The organism is Bradyrhizobium sp. BRP20 (assembly GCF_020194215.1).
GTDB classification, from domain to species: Bacteria; Pseudomonadota; Alphaproteobacteria; order Rhizobiales; family Xanthobacteraceae; genus Bradyrhizobium; species Bradyrhizobium yuanmingense.
Window position 1 is genome coordinate 229,401 of sequence record NZ_JADYVY010000011.1, and the last position, 25,928, is coordinate 255,328.

The window sequence follows — 25,928 nt, forward strand, 5'->3', positions numbered from 1 at the left end:
CTTCGCTCGCGGCCACTGGATCGCTTCGTCGGTGCGCTCCTCACAATGAGGCCGTTTCGGCGGATCACAGTCCCAACACCGCTTTCGCGATGATGTTGCGCTGAATCTCGTTGGAGCCGCCATAGATCGACACCTTGCGGTAGTTGAAATAGGTCGGCGCAATCGGCGAAGCCCAGTCGTCATTCGTGCTTCGCGCACTGTCCTGCGCGAACGGCAGTGCGAACGGACCGGTGACCTCGAGCAGCAACTCGGTCAACGTCTGCTGTATTTCCGAACCCTTGATCTTCAGGATCGACGAGGCCGGATCGGGCTTGCCCTTGCCATGCTTGCCTTCGGCGGCGACCACTCGCATCTGCGTCAGTTCCAGCGCCTTCAGCTCGATCTCCGTCGAGGCGAGCTTTTGCCGGAACAGTGGATCCTCGATCAGTGGTCTGCCGCCGGACATGGTCCGGGCTGCCAGTTCCTTGATGCGGCCGATCCGCGCCTTAGAGATGCCGACGCGAGCGATGTTGACACGTTCGTGGCCAAGCAGGAATTTGGCGTAGTCCCAGCCCTTGTTCTCCTCACCGACGAGGTTCTCGGCAGGCACCACCACGTCATCGAAGAAGACCTCGTTGATCTCTACCCCACCATCAATCATCTGGATTGGGCGCACCGTAATGCCCTCCGTCTTCATGTCGATGAGGATGAAGGAAATGCCCGACTGCTTCCTGGCGGTCGGATCGGTACGGCAGAGGCAGAAGATCCAGTCGGCATGCTGCGCCAGCGTGGTCCACGTCTTCTGGCCGTTGACGATATAGGTGTCGCCCTTCTTGTTTGCCGACGTCTTCAGCGAAGCCAGGTCCGAGCCAGCCCCAGGTTCGGAGAAACCTTGGCACCACCAGTCATCCATATTGGCGATGCGAGGCAGATACTGCTTCTTCTGGGTTTCGTTTCCAAACGTGTAGATGACAGGGCCGACCATGTTGACGCCGAACGGCAGCGGCACCGGCGCGGGATATCTCTGCAGCTCCTCGAGAAAGATATACTGCTTCACCGCACTCCAGCCGGTGCCGCCATATTCCACCGGCCAATGCGGCACGCCCCAGCCCTTTTTATTGAGCGTTCGCTGCCAGCTCACCTGCTCATCCTTTGTGATGTGCCGGGTTTCCAACAGCTTCTGGCGCACCGCAGGATCGACTTTGTCCCTGAAGAAAGCGCGCACTTCGTCGCGAAACGCGACTTCCTCGGGAGTGAAGCTCAAATCCATCGTGAAACGACTCCAGATCAGCCAAATATTTGTCCGCATCGCCGCACCTGCCCCATCTCGGCCAAGCGGGAGCGAGGCTCTGCGCCTCTTGTCGATACGCGATGACAGTCCTAGTGCGGCATCACCGCCATTGGCTCCCGCCGGATCCAGAAGATGTACCGCCGGCCCGCGAAGCGCGTGATGCTGTGCAGCGTCATACCGATCGCCGAAAGGATGATCAGAACGGCAAATACGCCGGTGACGTCCAGATTGAAATTATAGGTCATGATCAGGTAACCGAGACCCGCCTGCGCGCCGACAAACTCCCCGACAATGGTTCCGATCACTGCCAGCACTGAGGCGATCTCAAGACCGGCGAAGATCAGCACGAGCGCGGAGGGAATCCGCAGGCGCACCAGGGTCTGCAGGGTCGTCGCCCCGTAGGCCTTCATCATGTCCAATTGATCCCGATCGGTGGAATGAAACCCGGAGATCACGCTCACAAGGATCGGAAAGAAGCAGATCAAGGCAGTGATGACGACTTTCGAGGTCAGACCGTATCCGAACCAGATGACCAGAAGCGGCGCGACCGCCACTTTCGGGACCGTCTGCAATGCCACGAGATAGGGATACACGAGCTTCTCGACCGCCGGGACCAGCGACACCAGCGCCCCCACCACGAGCCCTGACGCGATGCCGACGCCAAAACCGATCAGAACTTCGGTCAGGGTGACCATGAGGTGCGGCCACACCGATCCTTCGGCGAACATTCCATACAAGCGAACCACAATGCCGGTCGGCGCCGGCAGCACCAGTGGCGAGACGTGGCCGTAGCGGCAGATGCCTTCCCAGACCGCGAGCAGAACGACCGCGAGGCCGACCACCTGATAGCTGGGTGACATCAGATTCAGACGCGCGTTCTTCATAGCGAGGTCACCATCGGAGCTTCGGAACCGAAAATGGTCCGGATCTGGTCGCAGATTTCACTGAACCGCTTGTTTGCCATTGTCTTCAGACTTCGCGGCCGTGCGATATCGACGTCGATGATCTCGGAGATTCGGCCAGGCCGGGGCGACATGACGACCACGCGGTCTCCGAGCAGCACTGCCTCGGGAATGCTGTGCGTGATGAAGAGAACCGTCTTCTTCTCCTCGGAGTAGACACGCATCAGTTCGACATTGAGCGATTCGCGCGTCATGGCGTCGAGCGCGCCGAAGGGCTCGTCCATCAGCAGAACTTTCGGTTCGCGCATCAGCGCGCGGCAGATCGCAACGCGCTGCTGCATGCCACCCGACAATTCGAACGGATACTTCCTGGCGAAATCGGCGAGCCCCATGAAGGTCAGCAGTTCTTTCGCCCGGCGCCGCGTCTTCTCGGAACGATCATTCCTCAAGTGAGGCGACAGTAGAACATTGTCGAGCACCGTATTCCAGGGCAGCAGCAGCGCCTGCTGGAACACGACGCCGACATCGGATCGGGGACCACGAAGGCGATTACCGTCGAATCTCACTTCGCCCGAGCTGACCGACGACAGGCCGGCGAGAATGCGAAGCAGCGTCGTCTTGCCACACCCGCTCGGTCCCACAACCGAGACGAACTCGTTTTCCCTGATGTCGAGATTGACCTTGGCCAATGCCGTGACGACGTCACCGGAATGGGTGACGAACTTTTTTTCGACGTTCTCGATCCTGATGAGCGTTCGGCTGTCGCGCTGCAGCGGCTCATCCAACGCACTTAGGGGCGAAGTCAACATGAATGAATGAATCTCGTTCACTGATTGATGGTCCTGCACGCTGTTGTTTCGACCGGAGCAGCGCTCGAAGCGCGGTTCACCGCAGCGACCTCAGATCGAACTCTTTCGCCTGCTTCAGGATCGCTGCGCGGTCGTAATTGTTGATCTCGCCGACGAACTCATTGGTAAACATACGCGATGCGGGTACCGGCTTCGCGATCTGCCCGCCCTGCAGCAGGAAGTCGCTGAGATCGTTCCAACGGGATTCTATGAATTCACCGCGCCTGTCGCCCAATTGGGCATCGGTCCAGCCGTCCCACGTCGTCGTCATTTTCAGACCGCGCTCGAGCTTCTGCTCTGGAGTGCCTTCCGCGGGCTTGCTCTCGGGATAGATTTTCCAGGTCATCAATACGCAGGCCGGACGATTGGCGAGGCAGAAATCCAGGCCTTTCGCCAATGCGCGGGCGAAGCCGACGAGGAGCTTGGGATTCTTCTTGATGGTTTCGTTCCTGGCCAGCAGCGACACGTCGGGCAATGTCGTGAGCTTCTGTTCGATCGGCAGCTGCCGGACCGGCGATCCGGCGATGCCGAACGTGATGTTCGCAGTTTCCCAGAACACGATGGCGTCCACCACCTTCTGCTTCATGGCGGTGATCGCCTGACCGCCCGCCCCGATGGGGATGAAGGTGACATCCCGATCGGGATTGAGACCGGCCGCCCGCAGATACGCTTTTCCGTAATTCATGCCGGCGCTGCCCAGCGCTGTCACGCCGATGCGCTTGCCCTTCAGTTCGGCCACCGAACTGACAGGGCTGTCGACCGGCACCGAAATCGACCAGATATTGCGATATTCGACTGCAGAAAAATAACGCAGATCCAGCTGCGCGTCGCCATCCTGCATACCGATCACCGCCTGCGCTGGGCTGGCCCAGCCGATCGGTGCGTTTCCGGTCGCAACCTGGATCGCCACCTCGTTCGAACCAGCAGCGAGCAGGTAGGAAGCCTCAATTCCCTCCTGATCGAGATAGCCGAGATATTTCGCCGCGATGAAAGGCGCAATCGCTTCATTTGCGTTTCGCTGCGGGAGTAGAACATTGATCTTTTCAGCAGCCGCGGCTCGCTCAGCCGCGATGAGGGTGCAAAGCGTGAGTAAGATCGCAAGAAGCTGATGCATGTTCTTAAATCCTTGGGGGCGGATGATTGGCACTTGGCAGGACGGTAATCGGTATATCACTCGTGTACAAGCTCTATGCTTGCTTGCGAGTGATTAAGCTTTGCCCATAGCGGAGGGAGATATTGTGCAGTCGCAGCAATGCTGCGACTGTGTCGGCTCGCGCAGCATCGCGCGCCGACAGGACATGGAGCGGCGCAAGCGCTTACCGCAAGGGTTGCGTCAGCCGCGGGTCTTCTCGGTATTGAGCGAGGCAAAGGTTGCGCCCTCGTCCGCAAGGCGCCCGAGCAGCGCGGTGGGCTTCAAGGCCGGCTCGTTCAGGCTCCGCGCATAGAATTCGAGCCGTTCGACGATGGTCCTGAGGCCAACGAGATCCGCATAGAACATTGGCCCGCCGCGATGGATCGGCCAACCATAGCCGTACAGCCAGATCACATCGATGTCGCCCGGGCGCGCGGCGATCTTCTCTTCGAGGATGCGCGCGCCTTCATTGATCATCGGATAGATCATGCGCTCCAGAACTTCCTGATCGCCGATGGTGCGACGGGTCAGACCGAGGCGCTTACACGTCGCGTCGATCAATTGTTCGACCTTGGGATCCGGAATCGGCGCACGCGACCCCGGCTCGTATCGATAATAGCCCTTCGAAGTCTTCTGCCCAAGACGGCCGGCCTCGCAGATGGCATCGGCAATGTCCCAGCGAATGCCGCGGTCCTGACGCGAACGCCAGCCGATATCGAGACCTGCGAGATCGCCCATGGCGAACGGCCCCATCGAAAAGCCGAACCGCGTGAGCACCGCGTCCACCTCTTCCGGAAGCGCGCCGCTCTTGAGCAGGGCCTCTCCCTGCAGGCCGCGGACGGCCAGCATACGGTTACCCACGAAGCCATGGCAGACGCCGACGACGACCGGCGTCTTGCCGATGCGCTTGGCCAGCGTCGTTGCGGTCAACAGCGCATCGGGCGCGGTTTGTTTGGCGCGCACGACCTCGCACAGCTTCATGATGTTGGCCGGCGAGAAGAAATGCATGCCCAACACGTCCTGCGGCCGGCGGGTGACCGCAGCGATCTCGTTGATGTCGAGATAGGAGGTGTTGGTGGCCAGCACCGCGCCGGGCCTAGCGTTGGCGTCGATGGCGGTGAAGACCGCTTTCTTGATCGCCATGGTCTCGAACACGGCCTCGATGACGAGGTCGGCATCCCTGACGTTCTCGAGGCCGACCTTGCCGTCGATCAGCGCCATCCGCTTCGCCGGCTCATCCGCCGGGATGCCGCCGCGCGCCGCCGTGGCGTCCCAGTTCTTCCGCATCGTGCCGAGGCCGCGTGTCAGTTGTTCTTCCCCGGTTTCGATCAGGGTCACCGGAATGCCCGCATTAGCGAAGGACATAGCGATGCCACCGCCCATGGTGCCGGCGCCGATGATGGCGACGCGCCCGACCGGACGCGGCTTCACGCCGTCCGCCACGTCTCGAACCTTGACCGCTTCCCGCTCAGCGAAGAAGGCATGGCGCTGTGCCTTCGCCTGATCGTCGGCGACCAGCTTCAAAAAGGCCTCGCGCTCTTTCTTCAGCGCCTCGTCAAAAGGCGTATCCAGCGTCCAGCTCACCGCCTCCGCGCAGGCCAGCGGCGCATTCAGGCCACGGTTCTTCTTGGTGGCCGCTGCAGCAGCGGCGGCAAAAAGCGAACGATCCGCCTTGGCCGCCACGAGCTTGGAATCATCGTTGCGTAGCAGCAGCAGCGGGCGCTGTTCCGCCACGAGCTTCCTCGCGAATGCGATCGCGCCGTCCGCCTGGCTCTCGACGATCTCGTCGATGAGGCCATGCTCGAGCGCTTCAGGCGCGCCGATCGGCTCCCCGGTGACGATCATCCTGACGCCGAACTCCGGGCCGACCGCCCGCGGCAGGCGCTGCGTTCCGCCCGCGCCCGGCAGCAGGCCGAGTTTGACCTCGGGCAAGCCGAGCTTGGCATCCTTGACGGCAACGCGGAAGTGACAGCCGAGCGCGAGCTCAAGGCCGCCGCCAAGCGCTGTGCCGTGGATCGCCGCGATCACCGGCTTGCTGCAGCTTTCAATAGCCGTGATCACCTCATTGAGGGCCGGCGGCTGCGGCGGCTTGCCGAATTCGGTGATATCCGCACCGGCGATGAAGGTGCGGCCAGCGCACGTCATCACGATGGCCCGAACCGCGGCATCCGCATTCGCGGCCTGGACGCTCTCGAAGATGCCGCGGCGTACGGCCGCGCTCAGAGCGTTCACCGGTGGCGCATCGATGATAATCACCGCGCAATGATCGACCAGCGCGAGTTTGACGGCGTCGCTCAATTCAAGTCTCCCATCAGAAACAATCTCAACAGGCGCGAGCATCTGAGCCCGGTCCTGACGACAGGGCCCCACGCTGCCACGATTTTCTCAAGTGCTTGGATCAGTGGATGATCTCGAACAAGCCGGCGGTTCCCATGCCGCCACCAACGCACATGGTGGCGACGCCATATTTGATCTCGCGGCGACGTCCCTCGATGAGAAGATGACCGGCCAGCCGCGCGCCGCTCATCCCGTAAGGATGGCCCATGGAAATGGCGCCACCATTGACGTTCAGCCTGGCAGGATCAATTCCGAGCTTGTCCCGGCAGTAAAGCACCTGAACGGCGAAGGCTTCGTTCAGCTCCCACAAGTCGATGTCGTCGATGCGCAGACCGTGACGCGCGAGGAGCCGCGGCACGGCGTAAATGGGACCGATCCCCATTTCGTCCGGCTCGCAGCCGGCCGACACGAAACCCCGGAAAATGCCGAGCGGCTTCAAGCCACGCTTGCCGGCTTCCTTGTCGCTCATGATCACCATCGCGCTCGCGCCGTCCGAGAGCTGGCTGGCATTGCCGGCCGTGATGCTGCCGCTGTCGCGCACAGGCCTCAGCTTGGCGAGCCCCTCCAGCGTCGTATCCGGACGAGGTCCCTCATCCTGAACGAGCGTGACGTCCTTCAGGCTGGTTTCCTTTGTCTCTTTGTTGCTGACCGACATCGTGACCGACAGCGGCACGATCTCGTCGTCAAACTTTCCGCTCGTCTGGGCCGATGCGGTCCGCATTTGGCTATCGAAGGAATATTCGTCCTGACGATCTCGCGAGATCGCATAACGTTTTGCAACCACCTCGGCGGTGTCGAGCATCGGCATATAGACGTCAGGCTTCAGCTCCATCAGCACGGGATCGACGGCACGATAGGTATTGGCGTGCTCGTTCTGCACCAGGCTGATCGATTGGCCCCCACCCCCGACGGCGATCTGGACACCGTCATGGATCACCGACCGTGCGGCGATGGCGATGGCCTGCAGTCCCGATGCACACAGGCGATCGACCGTCGTGCCCGACACCGATACCGGCAGACCTGCGCGCAACAGCGCCTTGCGAGCGATATTGCCGCCGGTCGTGCCCTGCTGCATCGCGACTCCCATGACAACGTCTTCGATGTCGCCAGGATCGACCTCGGCCCGCGCCACTGCCGCCTTGATCGCCTCACCGAGCAGGGTGGCACCGTCGGTGTTGTTGAGCGCGCCGCGATAGGCCTTCCCGATCGGGGTACGCGCAGTGGATACGATAACAGCATCAGCCATAGAATGATTCCCAGTTTAGGCAGGACGAGATGAGAGTTGATCGCGCAGCGCTTGCCGAGACAGCTTGCCGACATTGGTGCGGGGCAGTTCGTCGATGAACTCGAGCTCCGCCGGCAGTTCGTGCTTGCCGATCTTGCCGGTCAGGAAGGCGCGCAGGTGGTCGATGCTGAAGCGCGCAGCGTCCGGCCGGAGCGTGATATAGGCCTTGGCAGCCTCTCCGCGATATTCATCGGGAATACCGACGACCAGCACCTCCTTGACGTCGGGGTGGGTGTAGATCGCCTGTTCGATCAGCTGCGGATAGACGTTGAACCCACCCGAGATGATGAGATCCTTCTTGCGATCGACGAGATAGAACCAACCATCCGCATCCATGTAGCCGATGTCACCGGTGAGGAAGCGATCGCCGATGAACCATTCGGATCGCCCTTCGTCCCGGTTCCAATAGCCACGCGTTACGTTTGGCCCGCGGATGCGCAGTTCGCCCACCTCACCAGCCGGCAAGACGCGATGCGGGTCGTCATGCGCCACGATGTCGATCTCGATGCCGGGCAGCATCAGCCCGATCGAGCCGGGCTTGTCCGGCCCGTTCGACGGATGCGTCGTGCCGGGCGACGCGGTTTCCGTCATGCCCCAGCCGCTCCGCAGCCGGAGGCCGGTCTTACGCTCGAAGATCGCGGCGACCTCGACCGGAAGCGGCGCCCCGCCCGAACTGCAATAGGCCAGCGACGACAGATCGCGGCGGTCCAGATCAGGCAGGCTGGTGATGGCGATCCACATGGTCGGCACGCCCGGAAACACCGTCGCACGCTTGACCTCGATATCCCGCATGATTTCCTCGAGATCGAAACGCTGATGCAGGGAAATCAGATCGCCGTAACGCAGCCGCTTCATCAGGATGAGCGTCAAGGCATAGATATGGAACAGTGGAAGCGCACAGATGACGCGCTCGGCAACATTCCGCTTCGCCCGGAATGATCGCGTCCAGACTTCCCGGATCGAGACCGCGGCGGTCAGATTGCGATGCGTAAGCATCGCGCCTTTAGGCAAGCCGGTCGTCCCCCCGGTATACTGCAGCAGCGCCACGTCATCCAGTTCAACGGCCGGCCAGGTCGCGGGAAGCCGAGCCTCCGCGTTGAATTCGGCGTAGGTGACGATCGCAGGCCGCTTGTCGTAGGACGCCAGCTTATTCTCCGCCTCGCCCCACGCCTCATCTTCGCAGACGATGATGCGGTCGATGATGCCGGCGTCGAGAAATTCGAGCGCTCGGGGGAAAATCGACGACAGGTTGCTGGTCACGACCACACGGGCGCCGCTATCGGTCAGCTTGTGCTTCAGCGTGATCTCGCCGTCGAGCGGACTGAGATGCACAATGCGTGCGCCGGCCTTGAGCGCACCGAAGAAGTTGACCGGATGATCGGGCGTGTTGCCGAGAAAGAGCCCGATGCTGGTGCCGCGCGCGAGGCCGTCTCGCAGATAAGCGGCTGCAGCCTGTGCGACCTTTGCGTTCAGCTCCCGATAGCTGATCTGACGATCGCGAAATTCAATCGCCGCGCGATCGCCGAATTTGCGCGCCGATTCCTCCAGCAACGCCGGCACGAGACCGACTGCGATCGGTTCGTCCCAGCGGACACCCTCTGGATAGAATTTCTCGCCTGCATATTTCACTGATGTTCTCCGTGGAGCGTCACCCCGGCAATGCCGAGTGATAAAATGCCGAGTGATGGAATGGGAATGTCGCGCTACACCTGTTTTGTAACGGCGGCTCTTCTTCGCCACAGCGTGGCAAGGGTTGGGCCAACCACCGCCACGACACACAGTGCGGACAATGTCGCGCTGATCGGCCGGGTCACGAAGATCGACAGATCGCCGCCGCTGAGAAAGAGCGTCTCCCGAAGCGCTTTCTCGAAGATCGGGCCGATCACCAATCCGAGCACGAGCGGCGCAAGGTCGAATCCAATCTGGCGCAGGATCGCACCGATCGCCCCAAAGCCGACCAGGACGCAGAGGTCCCAATAGCTGCTCCGCATCGTGTAGACGCCAATAAAGCTGATGGCGAGAATGAAGCCGATCAGCGCATATTGCGGTACCCTCAGGAGCCTTACCCATAACCCGACCAGCGGCAGGTTCAACGCGAGCAGCGCGACGTTTCCGATATACATCGAGGCCAGGAGCCCCCATACAACGTCGGGATGTTGCGACAGCAGCAGCGGTCCAGGTTGGATGCCTTGTACGATAAGCGCGCCCAGCATCAACGCTACGTTTGGCGTGAACGGAATGCCCAGACTGAGAACAGGTACCAGCGCAGAGGTCGCCACCGCATTGTTCGCCGCTTCCGGACCGGCAAAGCCCTCCACGGCGCCCTTGCCGAACTCATCACGATGGGTGCGGGCGATCGCCTTCTCGACACCGTATGAAGCGAATGTCGATGTGAGCGAGCCGGGCCCCGGCAGTAGTCCGATGAGAAAGCCGATGCCCGACCCTCGGACGATCGCAGGCCACGCGCGCGACCATTCGGAGCGTGTCGGAATCATGTCACGCAGGCGTACCGTATCGGCACGCGGGAATCCGGTATGCGATGCGAGGAGATGAAACAGCTCGCTCAGGCCGTACAGCCCAAGCGTTATCGGCACGAGATCGAAGCCTAATCCGAGGACATTGGTGTCGAACGTGAAGCGTGTATCGCCGCTCACCGCATCGACACCAATCGTCGCCAAGGCAACGCCGACCAGCAGCATCAGCGTGTTCTGCGCCGGGTCGTTCCCCGTGATCCGGACCAGCGTCAGAGCTCCGAGAAGCGCCAGCAGGCAAAATTCAGGCGACGAGAACCGCAACGCCACATCCGCGAGGATGGTGGTGAAAAAGCTCAGCCCGACGATGCTGATCGTGCCGGCGATGAACGATCCGACTGCACAAATCATCAACGCAGCACCGGCTCTCCCCTTTCGCGCGAACTCGTAGCCATCGATCGTGGTGACGATCGAGCCGCCTTCACCTGGAATCCTGAGCAGGATTGCCGTCGTCGAGCCGCCATACATTGCGCCGTAGTAGATGCCGGCCAGCATGATGAGACCGGTGACCGCCGAGAAATGGATGGTGATCGGCATCAGAATCGCCATCGCGCCGAGCACGCCGAGACCGGGCAACACGCCAGTCGCGGTGCCGACCAACGCGCCCAGCAATGCCGCGCCGATGTTGACCGGCTGCAAGGCGACGGCAAACCCGCCGACCATTTGACCAAGCAAATCCATCATCAGCTCCCGAGAACCGCAGCGAGAAGAGACCCGTATGGAAGCGATACCTTCAGACCCAACGAGAAGATCACCCAGAACGCGATAGGCGTCATGACCGCGACAGCGAGCGCGCTCGTCGATGGCGCACCAGCAAGGCGCGCCATGAGGACGAGGAAGACCCCGGTGGTGATAAAGATGCCAAGGAAAGGGAGCCCGACGATGTAAACGACGCACAGGAGAAGTGCATAGAGGGCACGCAGGGCGGCCCGCCCCTTCGGCCATGGCCCGCTATCGACCAATCCGCTCTGATTGCGTATGGTCACATAGAGACCGAAGGCCACCCAGCAAGTGCCCACCATAAGCGGAACGGCGCCGATGCCCGTTCCTGGCGGGTCCCCTAGCGGCATCATCGACGCTTGATGGAGATAGAACAGCCCCAAGGCTGTCAGGATCAGCGATGCCGACCGCACTATTTTCGGTGCTGACGGTACATCGACGCCGATTGCCGCTTCGACCATCACCAGCTACTTTCCGCTCTGAGCAGTTGGCGCGGTGCCGCGGAAGACCTCCGTGAACTGACGGGTCATCTCCTCGCCATCGGTGAACTTCACCTGAATGTTCTGAGTGGTCAGCACGCGTCTAAATTCGGGGTCCGATATGCTCTGCTTGATGGCTTCGATCAGGACGACGCGTCGCGACTCCGGGATTCCTTTCGGCGCATAGACGACATAGTCGCTGGTAGTGACCACATCGTAGCCCAGCTCCTTGAAGGTTGGGACATCCGGGTTCGACTCCATGCGTCGTGGACCGAACACGGCCAGCGGCCTCGCCTTTCCGACCTCGATCTGGGCCTTGAGTCCGGGCCAGGTGAGCGCCGCGAGCTCCGTGTTCTTGCCGAGAAACGAAGCGACGCCTTCGGCATCGCCGCTATAGGGAACAAACCTGATATTGATGTTCGCCTTTTTGGCAAAGGCATCCCAGGTGTATTGATTGATGCCGCCGGCGATGCTGGCGACCTTGAGCTTGCCGGGATTTTCCTTTGCGAACTTCACCACGTCGTCCAACGTCTGAAGTGGCGAGTCCGCCTGCACGCAGATGGTGTTATAAACGATGCCGATACCGCCGAGAATGTCGTAGGTGCTCGGATCTCCCCAAGGCAGTCCCTTGACCGTGTGAACGGCGATCGTCATCGGGCTATTGGTCGCGACGCCGATTTGATAGCCGTCGGGCTGCGCCGTTACGACGGCGGTGACGCCGCGCGTACCGGCGCCGCCGGCGGTATTCTCGATGGCCACCGGCTGCTTCAGCGACTTTTCGAGAGCGCGACCAAGGGCGCGGGCAATCGCATCGGACCCGCCCCCTGCACCATAATTGACACTCAGGGTAATCGGCTTCGTGGGAAACGGGTCGTCCGAAGCCAATGCCGGCGCTCCGGCCCAGGAAAGCCCGGCTGCAATCGTCGTCGCGAGTAACATCCGCATCGTAATTGATCCTGTTGAATGGTTTGGAAGTGACGTTCGGAAGCTATCGGCCAGGCGCCCTCAGCTCCGGAAGTGCAAATTCGCCGTGGTCCAGAACGTGGATGTCATCCAGCCAGAGACTGCAGCCCTGGAGCGGGATATCGAGATGGCAAGGTGTATCGTTCGTGCCGCCAAGCTCGGTATTCGGCCCGGTCGAGAACAACACATTGCCGTAGAAGGACAGCGCATTCATGATGTGCTCGGACGCGAGCTGTGACGTCGAGGCGATATGATGCCACTTGGCCCGCTCGTTCGATCCCCAGCCAATGTGAGAGATCGCCCAGCCACGGGGATCGCCGAAGCTGTCGATATATTTCTTGATGAGCAGCGCGTCGGGCCCCTCGCCCTGGATATCGACGATGTAACCTTTCTCGATTTTTAGCGTGACGGGTGACTGAACGTAACGCTTGAAAGCACAGAGGATATCGCCCGGCATCAAGACGACGGTTCCGTTGACCTCGCCATCGGTCGCCTGCGTGAACGCAAAGCCCGAAGGCCAATGATCCCAGCGGCCGGGCTCGTCGGTGTAACCGTATTCCGAGATCACGGGATATTGGCTCAGGCCGTAAGTCACGTCGGTGCCGCCGGGTGACGTGATCCGCATAGTCTCGGCCGATTGCAGCATGGTCCGCGACAGTTCCGTCCGCCTGCGGAGATCTTCCGTCGGGAACATCTGCTTCAAGATATGGAACGGCTCCATAACGCGCAGGATCCGAGCCCCGGCGGCCTGGATTTCGGCCTGCTCGGCGGAGAACAGGAGACCGAGCAAGTCAATCACGAGATCGGCCCGCTTCAGCGTGTCGATTGCGGGCTGATTTCCGGTCAGCGCGTGGCGCCCCTGAACGCCCGCAATCTTCTGCTGGCCATATTTCGGCACGTTCACATGAAACGTTGTCGCGCCGAGGCTCTGCGCCGCAAGCATGAAGGTCTGCGCATATTCCGGGTGATCGTCGCCGCCACTCAGGACCGCGACCACTTCCCCCTTCTTCACTTTGCAAAGTTCAAGCTCCGCCTTGAACACATCGAGCATCTCGACATCGACTATGGTCTTCGCCATTCATCTCTCCTACTTATTGCTGGTGACGTGCTCGCCTGGCGGGCGCTACGCGACGCAGCGCACGTGACGCATGCGCCCCTGCGGAGTCGGCTGGCTCGGCGATCTGCCGAAACCCGCCCCCCGGGAACAAGATCGCTGCAACAGCCGGATGCGCCGATCTTCGGGCACAAGGCACGCCACGACACCCCAGCCACCGACGGACGGCGATGTGTCCATCCGGGCGAGCTTGCGAACAGCGGGCGCTGGGCCTCCCAAGGGTGCCAATTGCGTTACCTCTCCAGACATTATGTCGGACGATATTTTGACAATCACTCGTATGCAAGCGTAAAACTTGTTCGCAAGCGCACAACTTGCAAGCAAGTGCATTCACGGTGTATCGTCGTGAAAGCACTGGCTGTCAGCCGATGTGCTTGGTTCGTGCCGGCGGGCATGCGCTGACCCATAATGGCGCTGCCGTGGCTTACCCCCTGCAGCCACTATGGCTCCCACGAGACTTACGGAAGGCTGCGAAGGCTTCATCCCGAGCCCTCGTCGATACTGGTTTTGGCTGACGCTCTCTCTTCATAGGGCGCAAGGCCGCTCAAGACTGACGACACCGCGTGACACAGACTGCTCAAATAATGATCCAACCCGTGACTGCTGCCGACGAGCCCGAGCGTTACGTGCTCGACGACCAGCCGGGCTTTTTGCTACGCGTGGCATTGAAAACGCATACTGCGTTCCTCACGGCAAAGATGATCGAGGGCCTGACCGCGCCGCAGTTCTCCACTCTCGCGAAACTGCTCGAGGTTGGACCTTGCTCGCAAAACCACCTCGGCCGCCTCATTCACTATGATTCCGCGACCATCACCGGGGTGATCAATCGATTGAAGGCCCGGGGCTTCATCGAAAGCATCGTCGATCCCCTCGATCGCCGCCGCGTGGCGATCGACCTGACTGACTTAGGCCGGGCGGTGGCAGCCGACGCGATCGCGACGATCAGGGAAATCTCACGGGAAACGTTTTCGCCTCTTTCCCCTGCGGAGCACGCGGCGCTGACGACGTTGCTGAAAAAAGTGATCCGCAGATAGCCGTTGCGGCCATCCTTCCTCGAACAGAAACAACAGGCCCGTTCCTTGGCGACCGACAGACAGATGCAGCTATCCCTGGATCAGCTCCAGGCACGGCTTTCCCGCAATCACATGGCAGCTTGGATGAACCTCTCGGTCGTGTCCGCAGCGGCCGGCCAGATCGCATTGGCGGCCCCGTGGCGGGAGGAGTTCATTTCGAACCCGGACCAGCGGTTCGCTCACGGTGGCATTCTCGCGACGCTGTTGGATACTGCGGGTTCCTACGCGGTGGCGACCCTGCTGGGGCGTCCTGCCCAGACGGTCGACATGCGCGTGGATTTTCTGCGGCCAGCCTTCGACGCTGCGTTGACCGTCGAAGCAAACGTCCTTCACTACGGACGCACCTTGGCAACAGTCGATGCGTCGGTGCTCAATCCTTACAACAAAGCGCTGGCAGCCGGCCGAATGGTCTTTCTGATTGCTGACCAGGAGCGCTCAGCTCAAGCATAGTGCCCGCGGCAGCCTAGAAACGGCACTCCAGGAGCGCGCGGATGATCGACAGGAAGCCCTCGGTATCATCGATCTGCATCTGATGACCCACATTCTCCAGCCATCTGATCTCGATAGATGGAAGCAGTCTGCGGATCTCCTTCTCATCTTCCGGCCGGATGACCCCGCCTCTTCCGGCAATGACGAGCGCGGCCGACACGGTAAGATTGGCGAGATCGAAATGAATGTCGTCGTTGTGGAAGCCCTTGTGAGCCTCGATCAGGGCGCGCTCGTCGCACGTGTGCAGCCATTCCGCCCTGGTCCGGATATGCTTCTCCGGCCATTTTGGAGCCTCGGGTCCGCGTAGCGCCATCTCCGCTTCGCCTCGTTGCGCGCTATGGAGCAGCTTGAGGAGCGGTTCGATGGGAATCGGATAGCTGCGGCGTCCGGGGCCGGAAACCGGCGGGTCCACCAGGATCAGTTGCTCGATCGACGAGGCCCGCCAGCGCGCAGCCCGTATACCGATCCGGGCTCCCATGGAATGGCCGAGAATCGTATAGCGATGGAGGCCGAGTGCTTCGGCGAATGCAACCAAATCGGCCGCACATGCATCGAGAGAATAATTGAGATGCGGTCCACTCTCCGACAGGCCGCGACCGCGAACATCGAGCACATAAACGTCGCGATCATCGCACAGGCGTTCCGCGACAAAGGCCCACTGTGCCGCGGTCGTCGAAATGCCCGGCACGATGACAATGGCTGGACCCTTTCCGCCAAACCGCAGATAATGTTGCCGCATGCCATTGGCGCGCACATTGGCACCATAGAGAAGCCGGGCCGCAGCGTTACCAATCATCTCAGTCTGTCCGCCGGGCTGCCGCTTCCGGCAGCGTGCGCAGCCGTTCCACAACCGCCTGTGTCGGCGCCACATCGGCATATTTGCTGGCGATATCGAACAGATTGACGGCGTGCGACGTCGGCGAGCGGTCATAAACCGCATCGCTCGGCACCATCGATTTGAAGTTCAAGGCACAAGCGTCGACGACGGAAGCTCGCACGCAGCCACTGGTCGTGCAGCCGGTCACCACCAGCGAGTCGATACCGCCGCCGATCAGATAGGTCGCGAGCGGTGTGCCGAAAAATGCGCTCGCTTGCGTCTTCGGCAGCAGCAGCTCGCCTGGCTCCGGAGCAGCTTCGCGAACAAAGTCATAGCCTTCGGGCGGAATCCGCATGATCCCGGGAATCTTTGCCGAAAATGTACCGTGGTCATGACCCACCTTCCGCGCAACATGCGGGAAGATGACTGGCCATTTCTTCTCCCGAAACAGCCCGATGAGTTCGGCGATATGCGCAACGGCGTGCCATCCGGCTTCGCCGCAACTGGTGGGATATTGCTCGATGGCTTCGCGGATCGGCATTGGCCGATCGCCCATCGAACGATACTGAACGTCGATTACCAGAAGCGCAGGCCGGTTGCCAAATCCGGCCGCGCCACCGAGCCCCGCCATGGCGTAGGTCTTGCGCTCCTCCAATGGAATCACGTCGTCCCAGGGCTGCTTTGCGGTCACGGCTGCGCTCCTGCTGCTGTCGTGTCAGTGAAGCGGCACGGTAGTCGCGTCATATTGGTAGATCCAATCGTAACGCGCGGCCGTTGCTTGCGGAGCCCATTGGGTTTTGATGTAGTCGCCCGCCGTCTCCGGCGTGGTCAGGGCTTGATTGTGGAAGACCGGCAGCATTCCGGCAGCGGATTTCGCCACCTTGGTCGTCCGATCCAGCCGAAGATCCTGATAGGTCTGGAAAGCGGCGGCGAGGTCATTGGGCTGATCGTCGAGGCAACGCGCGAGAACCGCAGCATCCTCCAGGGCCATGTTCACGCCCTGGCCGAGATAAGGCAACATCGAATGGCAGGCATCGCCGAGCAGCGTGACGCGCCCATTCGACCATGTATCCAACGAAGGCCGCACGAACAGCCCCCATTTGTTGAGCGTGTCGACGTTCTTGACCAGTTCGATGATATCGGAATGCCAGCCCACGAAGTCCTTCAGACATTCCTCGACTGCCCCCTTCTCGGACCAGGACTCCAGCAGCCAATCCGCACGGTCGACCTGACCGGAGAAGGTCATCAGCTCGGTATCCTGCCAACGGACCGGATAAGGCGGTGACATGCGCGGTCGGCCCGATCCAGGTCGATACGACGTGCTCGCGCTGGTGCGGCGCAAGTCGATCGACCGGCACCAGGCCGCGCCATGCGATGGCATTCGTGTACTGGCTTTCGATATTGCCGATAAGACCCTGGCGTACCTTCGAATGAGCGCCATCGGCGCCGATGAGAGCACGCCCTTTGACCTCAATTCCATCGGCCAGTTTCGCCCGAACGCCCTCGTCATCCTGACCAAATCCGACAACGTGTGCATTGAGATGGATCGCACTTGGCTTGAGCCTGCGAACGCCTTCAACGAGTATCTTCAGCAAATGCGCGCGGAGCAGCAAATACGGCTGATTTCCCGCAGGATCAGAGCTTCGATTGTAGAGCGGCCAACTGCCACCATTGCTCCACAGCCGAATATCCCTGCGCTCCGCGGCGATGCAATTCTGCTCGATTTGTTGCGTCAGTGCGAGATCCTGCAGAACGCGCACTCCGTTCATCGAGATCCACAGGCCGGCGCCAACCTCACGTAGCTCCGAAGCCTGCTCGAAGACGTCGCAATCGATGCCTCGGCGGAGCAACGACAGTGCGATGGCGAGCCCGCCAATGCCGGCGCCGGCGATAAGGACGCTCGACCTACTGACATGTTCAGTAATCATGATTTCTCCAGACAATATTCTCGTAGTTGCTCTAGGTTAGGCCGCATCTTCGGAGACATGTTCGATTACAAGGCTCTTCACAGCCTCGAAGATCTTGACGTATCCGGTGCATCGACAGAGGTTGCCGTGCAAGTAATGGCGAATTTCGTCGTCGGTCGGGTGTGGGTTCGCCTTCAGAAGTGCGGTGACAGCCATGATAAAACCGGGCGTGCAGAAGCCGCATTGAAGGCCGCCATGCAGCACGAACGCTTTCTGAACGCGCGACAGGCCGTCGGGAGGCGTCACACCCTCGATGGTCGTGACCTCGCGCTGATCGACATCAACGGCAAGCGTGGTGCAGCTCGAGATCGGATCGCCATCGAGCAGCATGGTGCAGGCACCGCAAACTTCCATGTCGCAGGAGCGTTTCGTGCCTTTCAGACCGAGGCGGCCCCGGACGAGATCGATCAGAAGCGTATGGGCGGCAACCTCCATCGACACAGTCTGGCCGTTCAGCGAGAAGGAAATGGGTAGCATGTGCGTCACCGCGACCTCTTCCCACGGGTCATGGCCTCTTCGGCGTTTCTCAGAAGCAACACGCCTGCGAGATGACGCTTATAGTCAGCCCCTCCGTGACGATCGTCGTTGATATCGAGCTCATCCAGCGCTTCTGCGAGCACAGCCTCGATGGCCGGACGCACATCGGCAATAGATCGGTCTTTGAGCGCATCTTCGACGGCTTTCAACGGCTGCGGACGCGAACCAAGCGCCCCGACCCGCACGCGCGCGGTCTTGATAGTGCTGCTGGTAGCCTCCATCGACCAGGCCATAGCGACATTTACCGAGGGCCGTTCACCATGCTTGAAACGCCGATAGGTCACCGGCCCGGTCGGACGCGGAAACACGATCATCGTCAGAAGCTCGTCCGGCTCTCTCACCGTTTCGAGCTCGCTCCGAATGAATTCGTCTGCATGGACGAAACGGACACCAGTTTGACCCTGCAATACCAGCCGCGCATTCAAAGCGGCGAGCATGGTCGGTGGATCCGCGTGGGGCTCCCCGAAGCACAGATTGCCGCCGATCGTTCCGACACTGCGCACTCGAACGTTTGCGACATTATCGCAGAGTGTCGACAATGCAGGCGCGTGCTCGCGGATGACGGGATCTGCGGCGATCCTCTTGTGCGTGCAGCGCGAACCGATTTCGATTTCGTTCGCGTCGGTCAACACGATGCGATCGAGGCCGGGAATTCCCTTGATGTCGACAAGCCTTTCAGTGTGAATGACGCGCATTTTCATCGCGAGTAGCAGCTCGGTGCCGCCAGAGTAGAACATGCTCTCGCCGGAATCGCCGACCGCCTCGATGGCATCGGCAATGGTCGTGGGCTTCTCAAATGTGAAGGGCGACGTAAGCATGATCAGGCGGCGCCAACCAGACCCTTGAGCTTGATCTCGAATTCCTCGAAATTCTGATCAACACGACGCTTGATGACACCGAGCCCCATTGTGGCGAGACGCCCCTGGATGTCGACCTTCGCATCGACCGCCAAGGTGGAGTCGGATCCTTCGGGCGTCACATTGACGTCGAGAATGGCGGTCAATCGCGTGCCGGTGAACTTGTCGCGACCGGTAGCGCGAATGCGCACATTCGAAGGTTCGGTTATCGCCTCGACCACGATATCGGCGGGCACCTCGACTTTGAACGGACCGATTTTCTGTTTGACGGTCGCCTTGTAGGTCGCGAGCCGTTCAATCTCCTCGACGTTTTCGCAGCCAGGTATGCAGGACGAGATGCTGGGCACGTCTAGCAACGTCTTCCACAATTCTGCCGGGCTCGCTGGCACCACCATCGACATATTGAATTCCATGAGCTCACTTCCTCTTTTGCAGGGCGCGCCACACTTTTTCTGGTGTCATCGGGAGATCAGTGATCCTGATCCCATAAGTTGAGAACAAGGCATTGGCGATCGCGGGGGCGACAGGCAGGATCGCGCCCTCGCCCATGCCCTTGGCGCCGCCTGGACCTGGTCCGTCTCCGTTTTCGACCAGGATGGTGTCGAACACCGGCGGAACGTCCGTGATCCGCGGAATCGTATAGTCGATCGGCGTCGCATTCACTGGCTGGCCGTCGTCGAATTCCAGCTCTTCGAAGAGCGCGTGCCCGAAGCCCATGGCGGCGGCGCCTTCATCCTGCCCTTCGGCGGCGACTCGATTGATCACGCGGCCGACATCGGCGGCGCTGGCGTATCGCGGGACGTGGATCTGGCCGGTGTCTTCATCGACAACGATCTCGGCGAGCCCTGCGGAGGTTTCCCAGAACAGCGGCGATTCAGCCAGAGCGCCCTTCTTCGAGCGCGGCGTGATCCCGCCACGGCCGACCACCTCTCCGGAATCGACTCCCAGCGCGCGATGGAAAATCTGATGGAATGTGAGAACTTCCGATCCTGTCGATACGCCGCCTTCGACGAGAGTCAGGCTGTCCTTCGGCAACTCCCAGACGTCGGCGACCATGTCGAAAATCTGATCGGCGGCGTCGAGCGCCGCACTTTCGACCGACAGGCCGACCACCACGGTGGAACGGCTTGCACCTGTGCCCCAGTCGTAAGGCGCGATGTCCGTATCCGTGCGCAGGGTCGTGACAGCGGAGAATCGTTGCTGCAGTGTCTGCGCCGCGACCCGCGCCATGGTCGCATGCGCGCCCTGGCCGACCTCAATGCTGGAGACAGACACCGAAACCGACCCGTCGATCTTGAGACGAACGATCGCATTTGCAATCGGCGTATTTGCCGGATCCGTCGCCGCAACGGCAAGGCCCCGCGCTCGTCTGTTTGACCCCTGCGTTTCGAACACAGGCGACTGGGTCACACGCCCCACCAGCTCGCTCATATCCATGTCGAGCGGCCGCAGGTCAGGCCGTGTGCGTTCGCCACGACCCGCCATGTTGATAAGTCGGAACTCGACGGGATCCATGCCGATGGCCGCTGCGACATTGTCCATGTGGGACTCTTTCGCCCACACGGCTTGCGGCCCACCGATCGACCGGAAGGCAGCACCAGGCACGGTGTTGGTGTAGACCGCCGACGCCTCAAGGCGGAGGTTCGGCATGACATACGGACCCATGATCCGATTTGCCGATTTGGTCGCGACGGCCGAGCCCGTATCGGAATAGGCGCCACCGTCGAGCAGCAGCTTGGCAGTTTTGGCGAGGATTCGCCCCTTGGCATCCACAGCAGTTCGGATTGTGATCTCGGCGCCGAGCCGCCGGCAGGTCAGCATGGAGTCCGAGATGGATTGGGCTACGCGAACCGGTCGCCGCACCTTCCAGGATGCTGCCGCGACCAGCGGCTCGATCTTCACCGACGCTTTTCCACCAAAGCCACCGCCAACGAAGGGGACCACCACGCGAATCTTGGCCAATTGCAGCCCGAACAATCGGGAGAGCACCTTCTGGACTGCCGTCGGCGTCTGCGCACCTGCCCAGATTGTCAGGGCATCTCCCTGGAAATCGGCAATGACGGTATGCGGCTCCATCGCAAAATGAGAAATGGCCGGGAAGGTGAAGCTATCTTCGTGCACATGAGCCGCGATGGCCTCGGCAGCATCGACATCCCCCACGCTGCTTCGGTACGTATGGAAAACGTTGCTGTTCTGGGTCGGCCTGGCGCCGCCCTTGAAGTAAAAGTCCTCGAGATTTTCATGTCGCTCGTGAATCAGCGGTGCGCCGTCCGCCAGCGCCTCCCGGATTGTCGTGGCGCGCGGTAGTTCCTCATATTCGACATCCACCAGTTCGGCGGCGTTCTCGGCAATCTCGACGGTCTCGGCAATTACGACCGCGACCGGTTCGCCCACATATCGAACGCGATCGATCGCGATGATTGGGCGGTCCTTGAGGACTACGCCCCAGCGGCCGAACGAAGCGACGTCCGCGCCGACAAGCACATCCACAACGCCCTCGATCAAGCGAGCTGCGGTCGTATCAATGGAGACGATTCGGGCATGGACGACGGGCGAGCGAACGACAAATCCGTGCAGCATGCCTGGAACCACCAGGTCGGTGATGTATTCGGCCCGGCCCGTGACCTTCTCGATCAGATCGGGGCGAACGGAGCTCATGCTGTCAGTTGGGTTGGACATTCGTCTGCCTGGACTACCTCAAAGCCGTTCCCCGTTTCGACCGTCGTGGAGAGAGCAGCACGATCGTTATGACATTTATCACTCGTATGCAAGCGCTGCGCTTGTGCGCTACTACGATTTGTCGTGCAGAGGCCGACCGGAGGCAGAAGCTGGCTTACGGCCTCGCGTTCGCAGCCGCACAATTCTCGTCTACGAGCTTGAACTCATGCAAAGCGCGTTTACCCTTGGAATGACCCGATTTCGGCCCGGAGCCGCTGGAAACCGCACTGAGCGGCCCTGCGGGTCAGGCGCGAGGATGGATTTTGGGCTGCAGGAAATGTAGACAAGCGCCCGGCGCGGAGGCTGACGGCGCCCGCAAGACCACGTCATCGAGATCAGCCAAAGCCACCTAGCGCAAAGGGACGCAAGCCTTGCAACCAAAAACAAAGGCCCGCTCCGCGGAGAAGCGGAAGCAAGCCGTGGAGTCGTACACCTTGGACGACGCGCCAGGCTTCCTCCTACGCGTTGCGCTGCGCACTCATACCTCGATCTTCACAGCGAAGATGATCGAAGGGCTTACCGGGCCACAGTTTTCGACGCTCGCTAAGCTGCGGGAGGTTGGCCCCTGCTCGCAAAATCACCTGGGTCGTCTAATCTACTATGACTCTGCCACAATAACCGGCGTGATTACCCGCCTCAAAGCACGCGGCTTGATTAAAAGCTACCAAGACCCCTTGGATCCGCGTCGGCGAGAAATCGACTTGACGGATAAAGGCAGACAGATCGCCGACGCGGCGATCGCCACGGTTGGAGAGATTTCAAGCGAGACGTTTGCCCCTTTGACTCATGAGGAGTATCGTACACTGACGGACATTCTGAAGAAGATCATCCACCGCTGAGCGCGAAGCATTCACATCAAGGATATTCGACAACTGAGACTTTGGCTGACCTGCTGCCCCAGTTTCCCGCGGTTTTGATTCTGTTTTGGCTTTTGCCCCCTTGGGCGAGCTGCGAGGCCGGTTGAGCCCAGCCGATTCATCACGACTCCACCAATCGCCGGTGTTCTCAATCGCCTCGATATTCAGCCTCATCAGAACTCCAAAGGCCTTCTGGCGGTGGGCGCTAGATCGACCTGACTAAGGAGGGTAGGCGATAGCAGGCCCACCATCGAGGCAGCCGGCGAGATTTAGCGAGACTTTCGCGTTCTTGAGCCGAGATGAATTTCGGACGCTTGCCGAGATCTAGAAGAAGATTTTACAATGCTGATACGCCTTGCTCCCAAGGCAACACTTGTAGTCAGACTCGAGAAAAAAGCCCGGCGATTGCCGCCGGGCCGAGTAGAGGGAGGAAACGAAAGATAAGAAATCTCTCGTATACGCCGAACCTGGAATTCGATTGAAACAACCCAACAACCGACCTCCAGCAGCACCCCTATCGTACACATCAAGCGGCATTTTGTGCTGAAGTCGACACCCCTAGACGCCTTTTCCGGCATTTGATGGTCGTAAGATTTCGATAGCACAATATCGCGAGCGCAATTTAGAACCGTACCGCGCGTAGCTATTTCCCAACCGGCTGTCCTGTACAATTTTTTCTTAGCGCCCGGAGCATCTTTCTTCTGAAGCTCGACAGGTCGAACAGGAGCCTTGGCACTCTCTTGAGCGCAATCGCCTTGCCGTCGATTGCGAGATGTAGAACTCGCACCAATCTGGCAAGACCGAGTTCTACAAATGCGCCCCGAACATACGGATCGTTCGCAATCCTGAGTTGGTTGTCCACAATGACGATGGACGCCGCCAGATCAGGTTTTCTCTCCAGAACGAAGTCTCGACATGCCGCGGCAAATTCCTCCTCTTGAACGCTCAAAGATACCTTGACGTCCCTCCGAGACTCTCCCGCCATATTCCGGTCCCATATGAACGACCGGCAGCGAGACATCTGATGCCGGCTCCGGTTTTGGATTTCTAGTGGCTCGCGCGCTTGGTCGACCTCTTCGGACCCGGCAATACATCCGTACAAACACCTTCATACACTTCGGCAGCCAGGCCTATTGTCTCTCCGAACGTCGGATGCGGATGAATGGTCTTGCTGAGATCAATCGCTTCGGCGCCCATCTCGATCGCCAGACAGATTTCTCCGATCATATCGCCAGCGTGCGGGCCAACGATCACACCGCCGATGATGCGGTGCGTCTCTTGGTCGATGATCAGCTTGGTCATGCCATAAGACGCGCCCGAGGCGATCGCTCTGCCCGAGGCAGCCCACGGAAACTTCGCGGATCTAATGTGCCTGCCTGAGGAGGCCGCCTCATGTTCCATGACGCCAACCCAGACCACCTCAGGATCAGTGTAGGCGACGTTCGGGACGATCTTCGCGTCAAAGAAGCTCTTGAGCCCGGCAGCCGCTTCTGCCGCGACATGCCCCTTGTGAACCGCCTTATGGGCTAGCATCGGGTTACCCGCGACATCCCCGATCGCGAAAATATGAGGCAAATTCGTCCGCATTTGCCTATTGACTGCAACGAAACCTTTGCGTCGCATCTTACACCAATCTTCTCCAAGCCCAGATATGCGCTGTTCGGCACTCTGCCTGCGGACTGCAGGATCAATTCGTAAGTTCGACGCACCGGCCTTTCAATCTGGACCGATACGCCGTTACTATCTGCCGTGGCGCTTACTATTTGCCGCCTCACTGTGCCCGAGCCGAGCATTGAGCTTCTGGATCAGCTGATCCGCGGCATCGGCGATCACCGTCCCGGGCGGGAAGATCGCTTCCGCGCCGGCCGCGTAGACCGCATCGTAATCCTGCGGCGGCACCACGCCGCCGACGATGATCATGATGTCGTCGCGGCCCTGCTTCTTCAGTGCGGCTTTCAGCTCCGGCACAGCGGTCAGATGGGCGGCGGCCAGCGAGGAGACGCCGAGGATGTGCACGTCGTTCTCGACCGCCTGCCGCGCGGCTTCGTCGGCGGTGGCAAACAGCGGCCCGATGTCGACGTCGAAGCCGATATCGGCGAACGCCGACGCGATCACCTTCTGGCCGCGGTCATGGCCGTCCTGGCCGATCTTGGCGACCAGGATGCGCGGGCGGCGGCCCTCGGCCTCCTCGAAGGCGTCGATCAGCGCCTGAACCTTTTCGACCTGGGTGCCCATGCTGGACGCCTCCCGCTTGTAGACGCCGGTGATGGATTTGATCTCGGCGCGGTGCCGGCCGAACACCTTCTCCATCGCGTCCGAGATCTCGCCGACGGTCGCCTTGGCGCGTGCGGCGTCGATCGCGAGCGCGAGCAGATTGCCGTTGCCTTCGCCGGCCGAGCGCGTCAGCGCGGCGAGGGCGGCATCGACCTCCTGCTGGTTTCGCTCGGCCTTCAGCCGCTTGAGCTTGTCGATCTGAAGTCGCCGCACATTGGTGTTGTCGACCTTCAGGATCTCGATTTTGTCCTCGTCGGTCGGCTTGTACTTGTTGACGCCGATCACCGCCTGCTTGCCGGCGTCGATGCGCGCCTGCGTCTTGGCCGAGGCCTCCTCGATACGCAGCTTCGGCACGCCGGCTTCGATCGCCTTCGCCATGCCGCCGAGCTCCTCGATCTCCTGGATATGGCCCCAGGCCTTGGCGGCGAGGTCGCGCGTGAGCCGCTCGACATAATACGAGCCGCCCCAGGGATCGATGATGCGGGTGGTGCCGCTCTCCTGCTGCAGGAACAGCTGGGTGTTGCGGGCGATGCGCGCCGAGAAATCGGTCGGCAGCGCCAAGGCCTCGTCGAGCGCGTTGGTGTGGAGCGATTGGGTGTGGCCTTGGGTGGCCGCCATCGCCTCCACCGTGGTACGCATCACGTTGTTGAAGACGTCCTGCGCGGTCAGCGACCAGCCCGAGGTCTGGCTGTGCGTGCGCAGCGACAGTGAGCGCGGGTCTTTCGGGTTGAACGGCTTGAGCAGCTTGGCCCAAAGCA

23 protein-coding genes and 1 pseudogene are annotated in these 25,928 nt (G+C 60.8%); 3 read left to right on the top strand and 21 right to left on the bottom strand.

The annotated features are described in order from the left end of the window. Positions 1–64: 64 nt before the first annotated feature. The 11 genes from pimC to I6F33_RS25210 form a co-directional block, all read right to left on the bottom strand. Entirely contained in the window at positions 65–1,249 is a 1,185-nt protein-coding gene (gene pimC, locus I6F33_RS25160) for a pimeloyl-CoA dehydrogenase large subunit (RefSeq protein WP_225144445.1), read from the bottom strand. A 110-nt stretch (positions 1,250–1,359) separates the two neighbouring features. Next, positions 1,360–2,112 carry an ABC transporter permease gene (locus I6F33_RS25165; protein WP_225144446.1) on the bottom strand — a complete coding sequence of 251 codons (753 nt, stop codon included), beginning with the start codon at positions 2,110–2,112 and terminating at the stop codon, positions 1,360–1,362. 38 nt (positions 2,113–2,150) lie between these two features. After that, positions 2,151–2,981 (bottom strand): ABC transporter ATP-binding protein, encoded by an 831-nt coding sequence (locus I6F33_RS25170; protein ID WP_225144447.1) that lies wholly within the window; start codon positions 2,979–2,981, stop codon positions 2,151–2,153. A 76-nt stretch (positions 2,982–3,057) separates the two neighbouring features. Next, a complete protein-coding gene (locus tag I6F33_RS25175; protein WP_225144448.1) occupies positions 3,058–4,134 on the bottom strand; it encodes an ABC transporter substrate-binding protein in 1,077 nt (358 codons plus the stop codon). Positions 4,135–4,353: 219 nt separating this feature from the next. Next, complete coding sequence (locus tag I6F33_RS25180; RefSeq protein WP_225144449.1) at positions 4,354–6,450, bottom strand: 3-hydroxyacyl-CoA dehydrogenase NAD-binding domain-containing protein; 2,097 nt, start codon at positions 6,448–6,450, stop codon at positions 4,354–4,356. Between the two features lie 100 nt (positions 6,451–6,550). Further along, positions 6,551–7,735: an acetyl-CoA C-acyltransferase gene (locus I6F33_RS25185; protein ID WP_225144450.1), complete on the bottom strand. Its 1,185-nt coding sequence runs from the start codon at positions 7,733–7,735 to the stop codon at positions 6,551–6,553. A 15-nt stretch (positions 7,736–7,750) separates the two neighbouring features. Then, a complete protein-coding gene (gene pimA, locus I6F33_RS25190; RefSeq protein WP_225144451.1) occupies positions 7,751–9,403 on the bottom strand; it encodes a dicarboxylate--CoA ligase PimA in 1,653 nt (550 codons plus the stop codon). Positions 9,404–9,477: 74 nt separating this feature from the next. Beyond that, positions 9,478–10,989: a tripartite tricarboxylate transporter permease gene (locus I6F33_RS25195; protein ID WP_225144452.1), complete on the bottom strand. Its 1,512-nt coding sequence runs from the start codon at positions 10,987–10,989 to the stop codon at positions 9,478–9,480. Beyond that, complete coding sequence (locus tag I6F33_RS25200; protein WP_225144467.1) at positions 10,989–11,486, bottom strand: tripartite tricarboxylate transporter TctB family protein; 498 nt, start codon at positions 11,484–11,486, stop codon at positions 10,989–10,991. The genes I6F33_RS25195 and I6F33_RS25200 overlap by 1 nt, the downstream gene beginning before the upstream one ends. A 6-nt stretch (positions 11,487–11,492) precedes the next feature. Then, entirely contained in the window at positions 11,493–12,449 is a 957-nt protein-coding gene (locus I6F33_RS25205) for a tripartite tricarboxylate transporter substrate binding protein (RefSeq protein WP_225144453.1), read from the bottom strand. Positions 12,450–12,492: 43 nt separating this feature from the next. After that, the gene (locus I6F33_RS25210; RefSeq protein ID WP_197964531.1) at positions 12,493–13,545 is read right to left on the bottom strand and encodes a leucyl aminopeptidase; all 1,053 of its coding nucleotides are present in this window, start codon (positions 13,543–13,545) and stop codon (positions 12,493–12,495) included. A 632-nt stretch (positions 13,546–14,177) separates the two neighbouring features. Between I6F33_RS25210 and I6F33_RS25215 the strand changes: the two genes are divergently transcribed. Then, positions 14,178–14,615 (top strand): MarR family transcriptional regulator, encoded by a 438-nt coding sequence (locus tag I6F33_RS25215; RefSeq protein WP_225144454.1) that lies wholly within the window; start codon positions 14,178–14,180, stop codon positions 14,613–14,615. 63 nt (positions 14,616–14,678) lie between these two features. Next, on the top strand, positions 14,679–15,104 hold the full coding sequence (locus tag I6F33_RS25220; RefSeq protein WP_197964529.1) for a PaaI family thioesterase: 426 nt from the start codon (positions 14,679–14,681) through the stop codon (positions 15,102–15,104). 13 nt (positions 15,105–15,117) lie between these two features. Here I6F33_RS25220 and I6F33_RS25225 read toward each other — a convergent pair whose 3' ends face one another. The 8 genes and pseudogenes from I6F33_RS25225 to I6F33_RS25255 all read right to left on the bottom strand — a co-directional run bounded on the left by I6F33_RS25225 (position 15,118) and on the right by I6F33_RS25255 (position 22,000). Next, positions 15,118–15,939: an alpha/beta fold hydrolase gene (locus I6F33_RS25225; RefSeq protein ID WP_225144468.1), complete on the bottom strand. Its 822-nt coding sequence runs from the start codon at positions 15,937–15,939 to the stop codon at positions 15,118–15,120. Position 15,940: 1 nt separating this feature from the next. Then, on the bottom strand, positions 15,941–16,651 hold the full coding sequence (locus tag I6F33_RS25230) for an isochorismatase family protein (protein ID WP_225144455.1): 711 nt from the start codon (positions 16,649–16,651) through the stop codon (positions 15,941–15,943). 24 nt (positions 16,652–16,675) lie between these two features. Beyond that, complete coding sequence (locus I6F33_RS38355) at positions 16,676–17,206, bottom strand: NAD(P)/FAD-dependent oxidoreductase (protein WP_276573697.1); 531 nt, start codon at positions 17,204–17,206, stop codon at positions 16,676–16,678. A gap of 79 nt (positions 17,207–17,285) precedes the next feature. Continuing rightward, positions 17,286–17,888 (bottom strand): annotated as a pseudogene (locus I6F33_RS38360) (FAD-dependent oxidoreductase); the annotation flags it as partial. Between the two features lie 36 nt (positions 17,889–17,924). Then, the gene (locus tag I6F33_RS25240) at positions 17,925–18,413 is read right to left on the bottom strand and encodes a (2Fe-2S)-binding protein (RefSeq protein ID WP_225144456.1); all 489 of its coding nucleotides are present in this window, start codon (positions 18,411–18,413) and stop codon (positions 17,925–17,927) included. Continuing rightward, the gene (locus tag I6F33_RS25245) at positions 18,410–19,282 is read right to left on the bottom strand and encodes a xanthine dehydrogenase family protein subunit M (RefSeq protein ID WP_225144457.1); all 873 of its coding nucleotides are present in this window, start codon (positions 19,280–19,282) and stop codon (positions 18,410–18,412) included. Before I6F33_RS25245 ends, I6F33_RS25240 begins: the two co-directional genes overlap by 4 nt. A gap of 2 nt (positions 19,283–19,284) precedes the next feature. Beyond that, positions 19,285–19,734 carry a CoxG family protein gene (locus tag I6F33_RS25250; protein ID WP_225144458.1) on the bottom strand — a complete coding sequence of 150 codons (450 nt, stop codon included), beginning with the start codon at positions 19,732–19,734 and terminating at the stop codon, positions 19,285–19,287. Between the two features lie 4 nt (positions 19,735–19,738). Beyond that, a complete protein-coding gene (locus tag I6F33_RS25255) occupies positions 19,739–22,000 on the bottom strand; it encodes a xanthine dehydrogenase family protein molybdopterin-binding subunit (protein ID WP_197964525.1) in 2,262 nt (753 codons plus the stop codon). 473 nt (positions 22,001–22,473) lie between these two features. Here I6F33_RS25255 and I6F33_RS25260 point away from each other — a divergent pair, with 473 nt between their 5' ends. Next, positions 22,474–22,878: a MarR family winged helix-turn-helix transcriptional regulator gene (locus I6F33_RS25260; RefSeq protein ID WP_225144459.1), complete on the top strand. Its 405-nt coding sequence runs from the start codon at positions 22,474–22,476 to the stop codon at positions 22,876–22,878. 1,065 nt (positions 22,879–23,943) lie between these two features. Here the strand turns inward: I6F33_RS25260 and I6F33_RS25265 are convergent. Both I6F33_RS25265 and I6F33_RS25270 read right to left on the bottom strand, forming a co-directional pair. After that, on the bottom strand, positions 23,944–24,519 hold the full coding sequence (locus I6F33_RS25265; RefSeq protein WP_346657212.1) for an FAD-dependent oxidoreductase: 576 nt from the start codon (positions 24,517–24,519) through the stop codon (positions 23,944–23,946). A 117-nt stretch (positions 24,520–24,636) separates the two neighbouring features. After that, positions 24,637–25,928 (bottom strand): methylmalonyl-CoA mutase family protein (locus tag I6F33_RS25270; protein WP_225144460.1); only part of this gene is annotated, 1,292 nt, incomplete at its 5' end.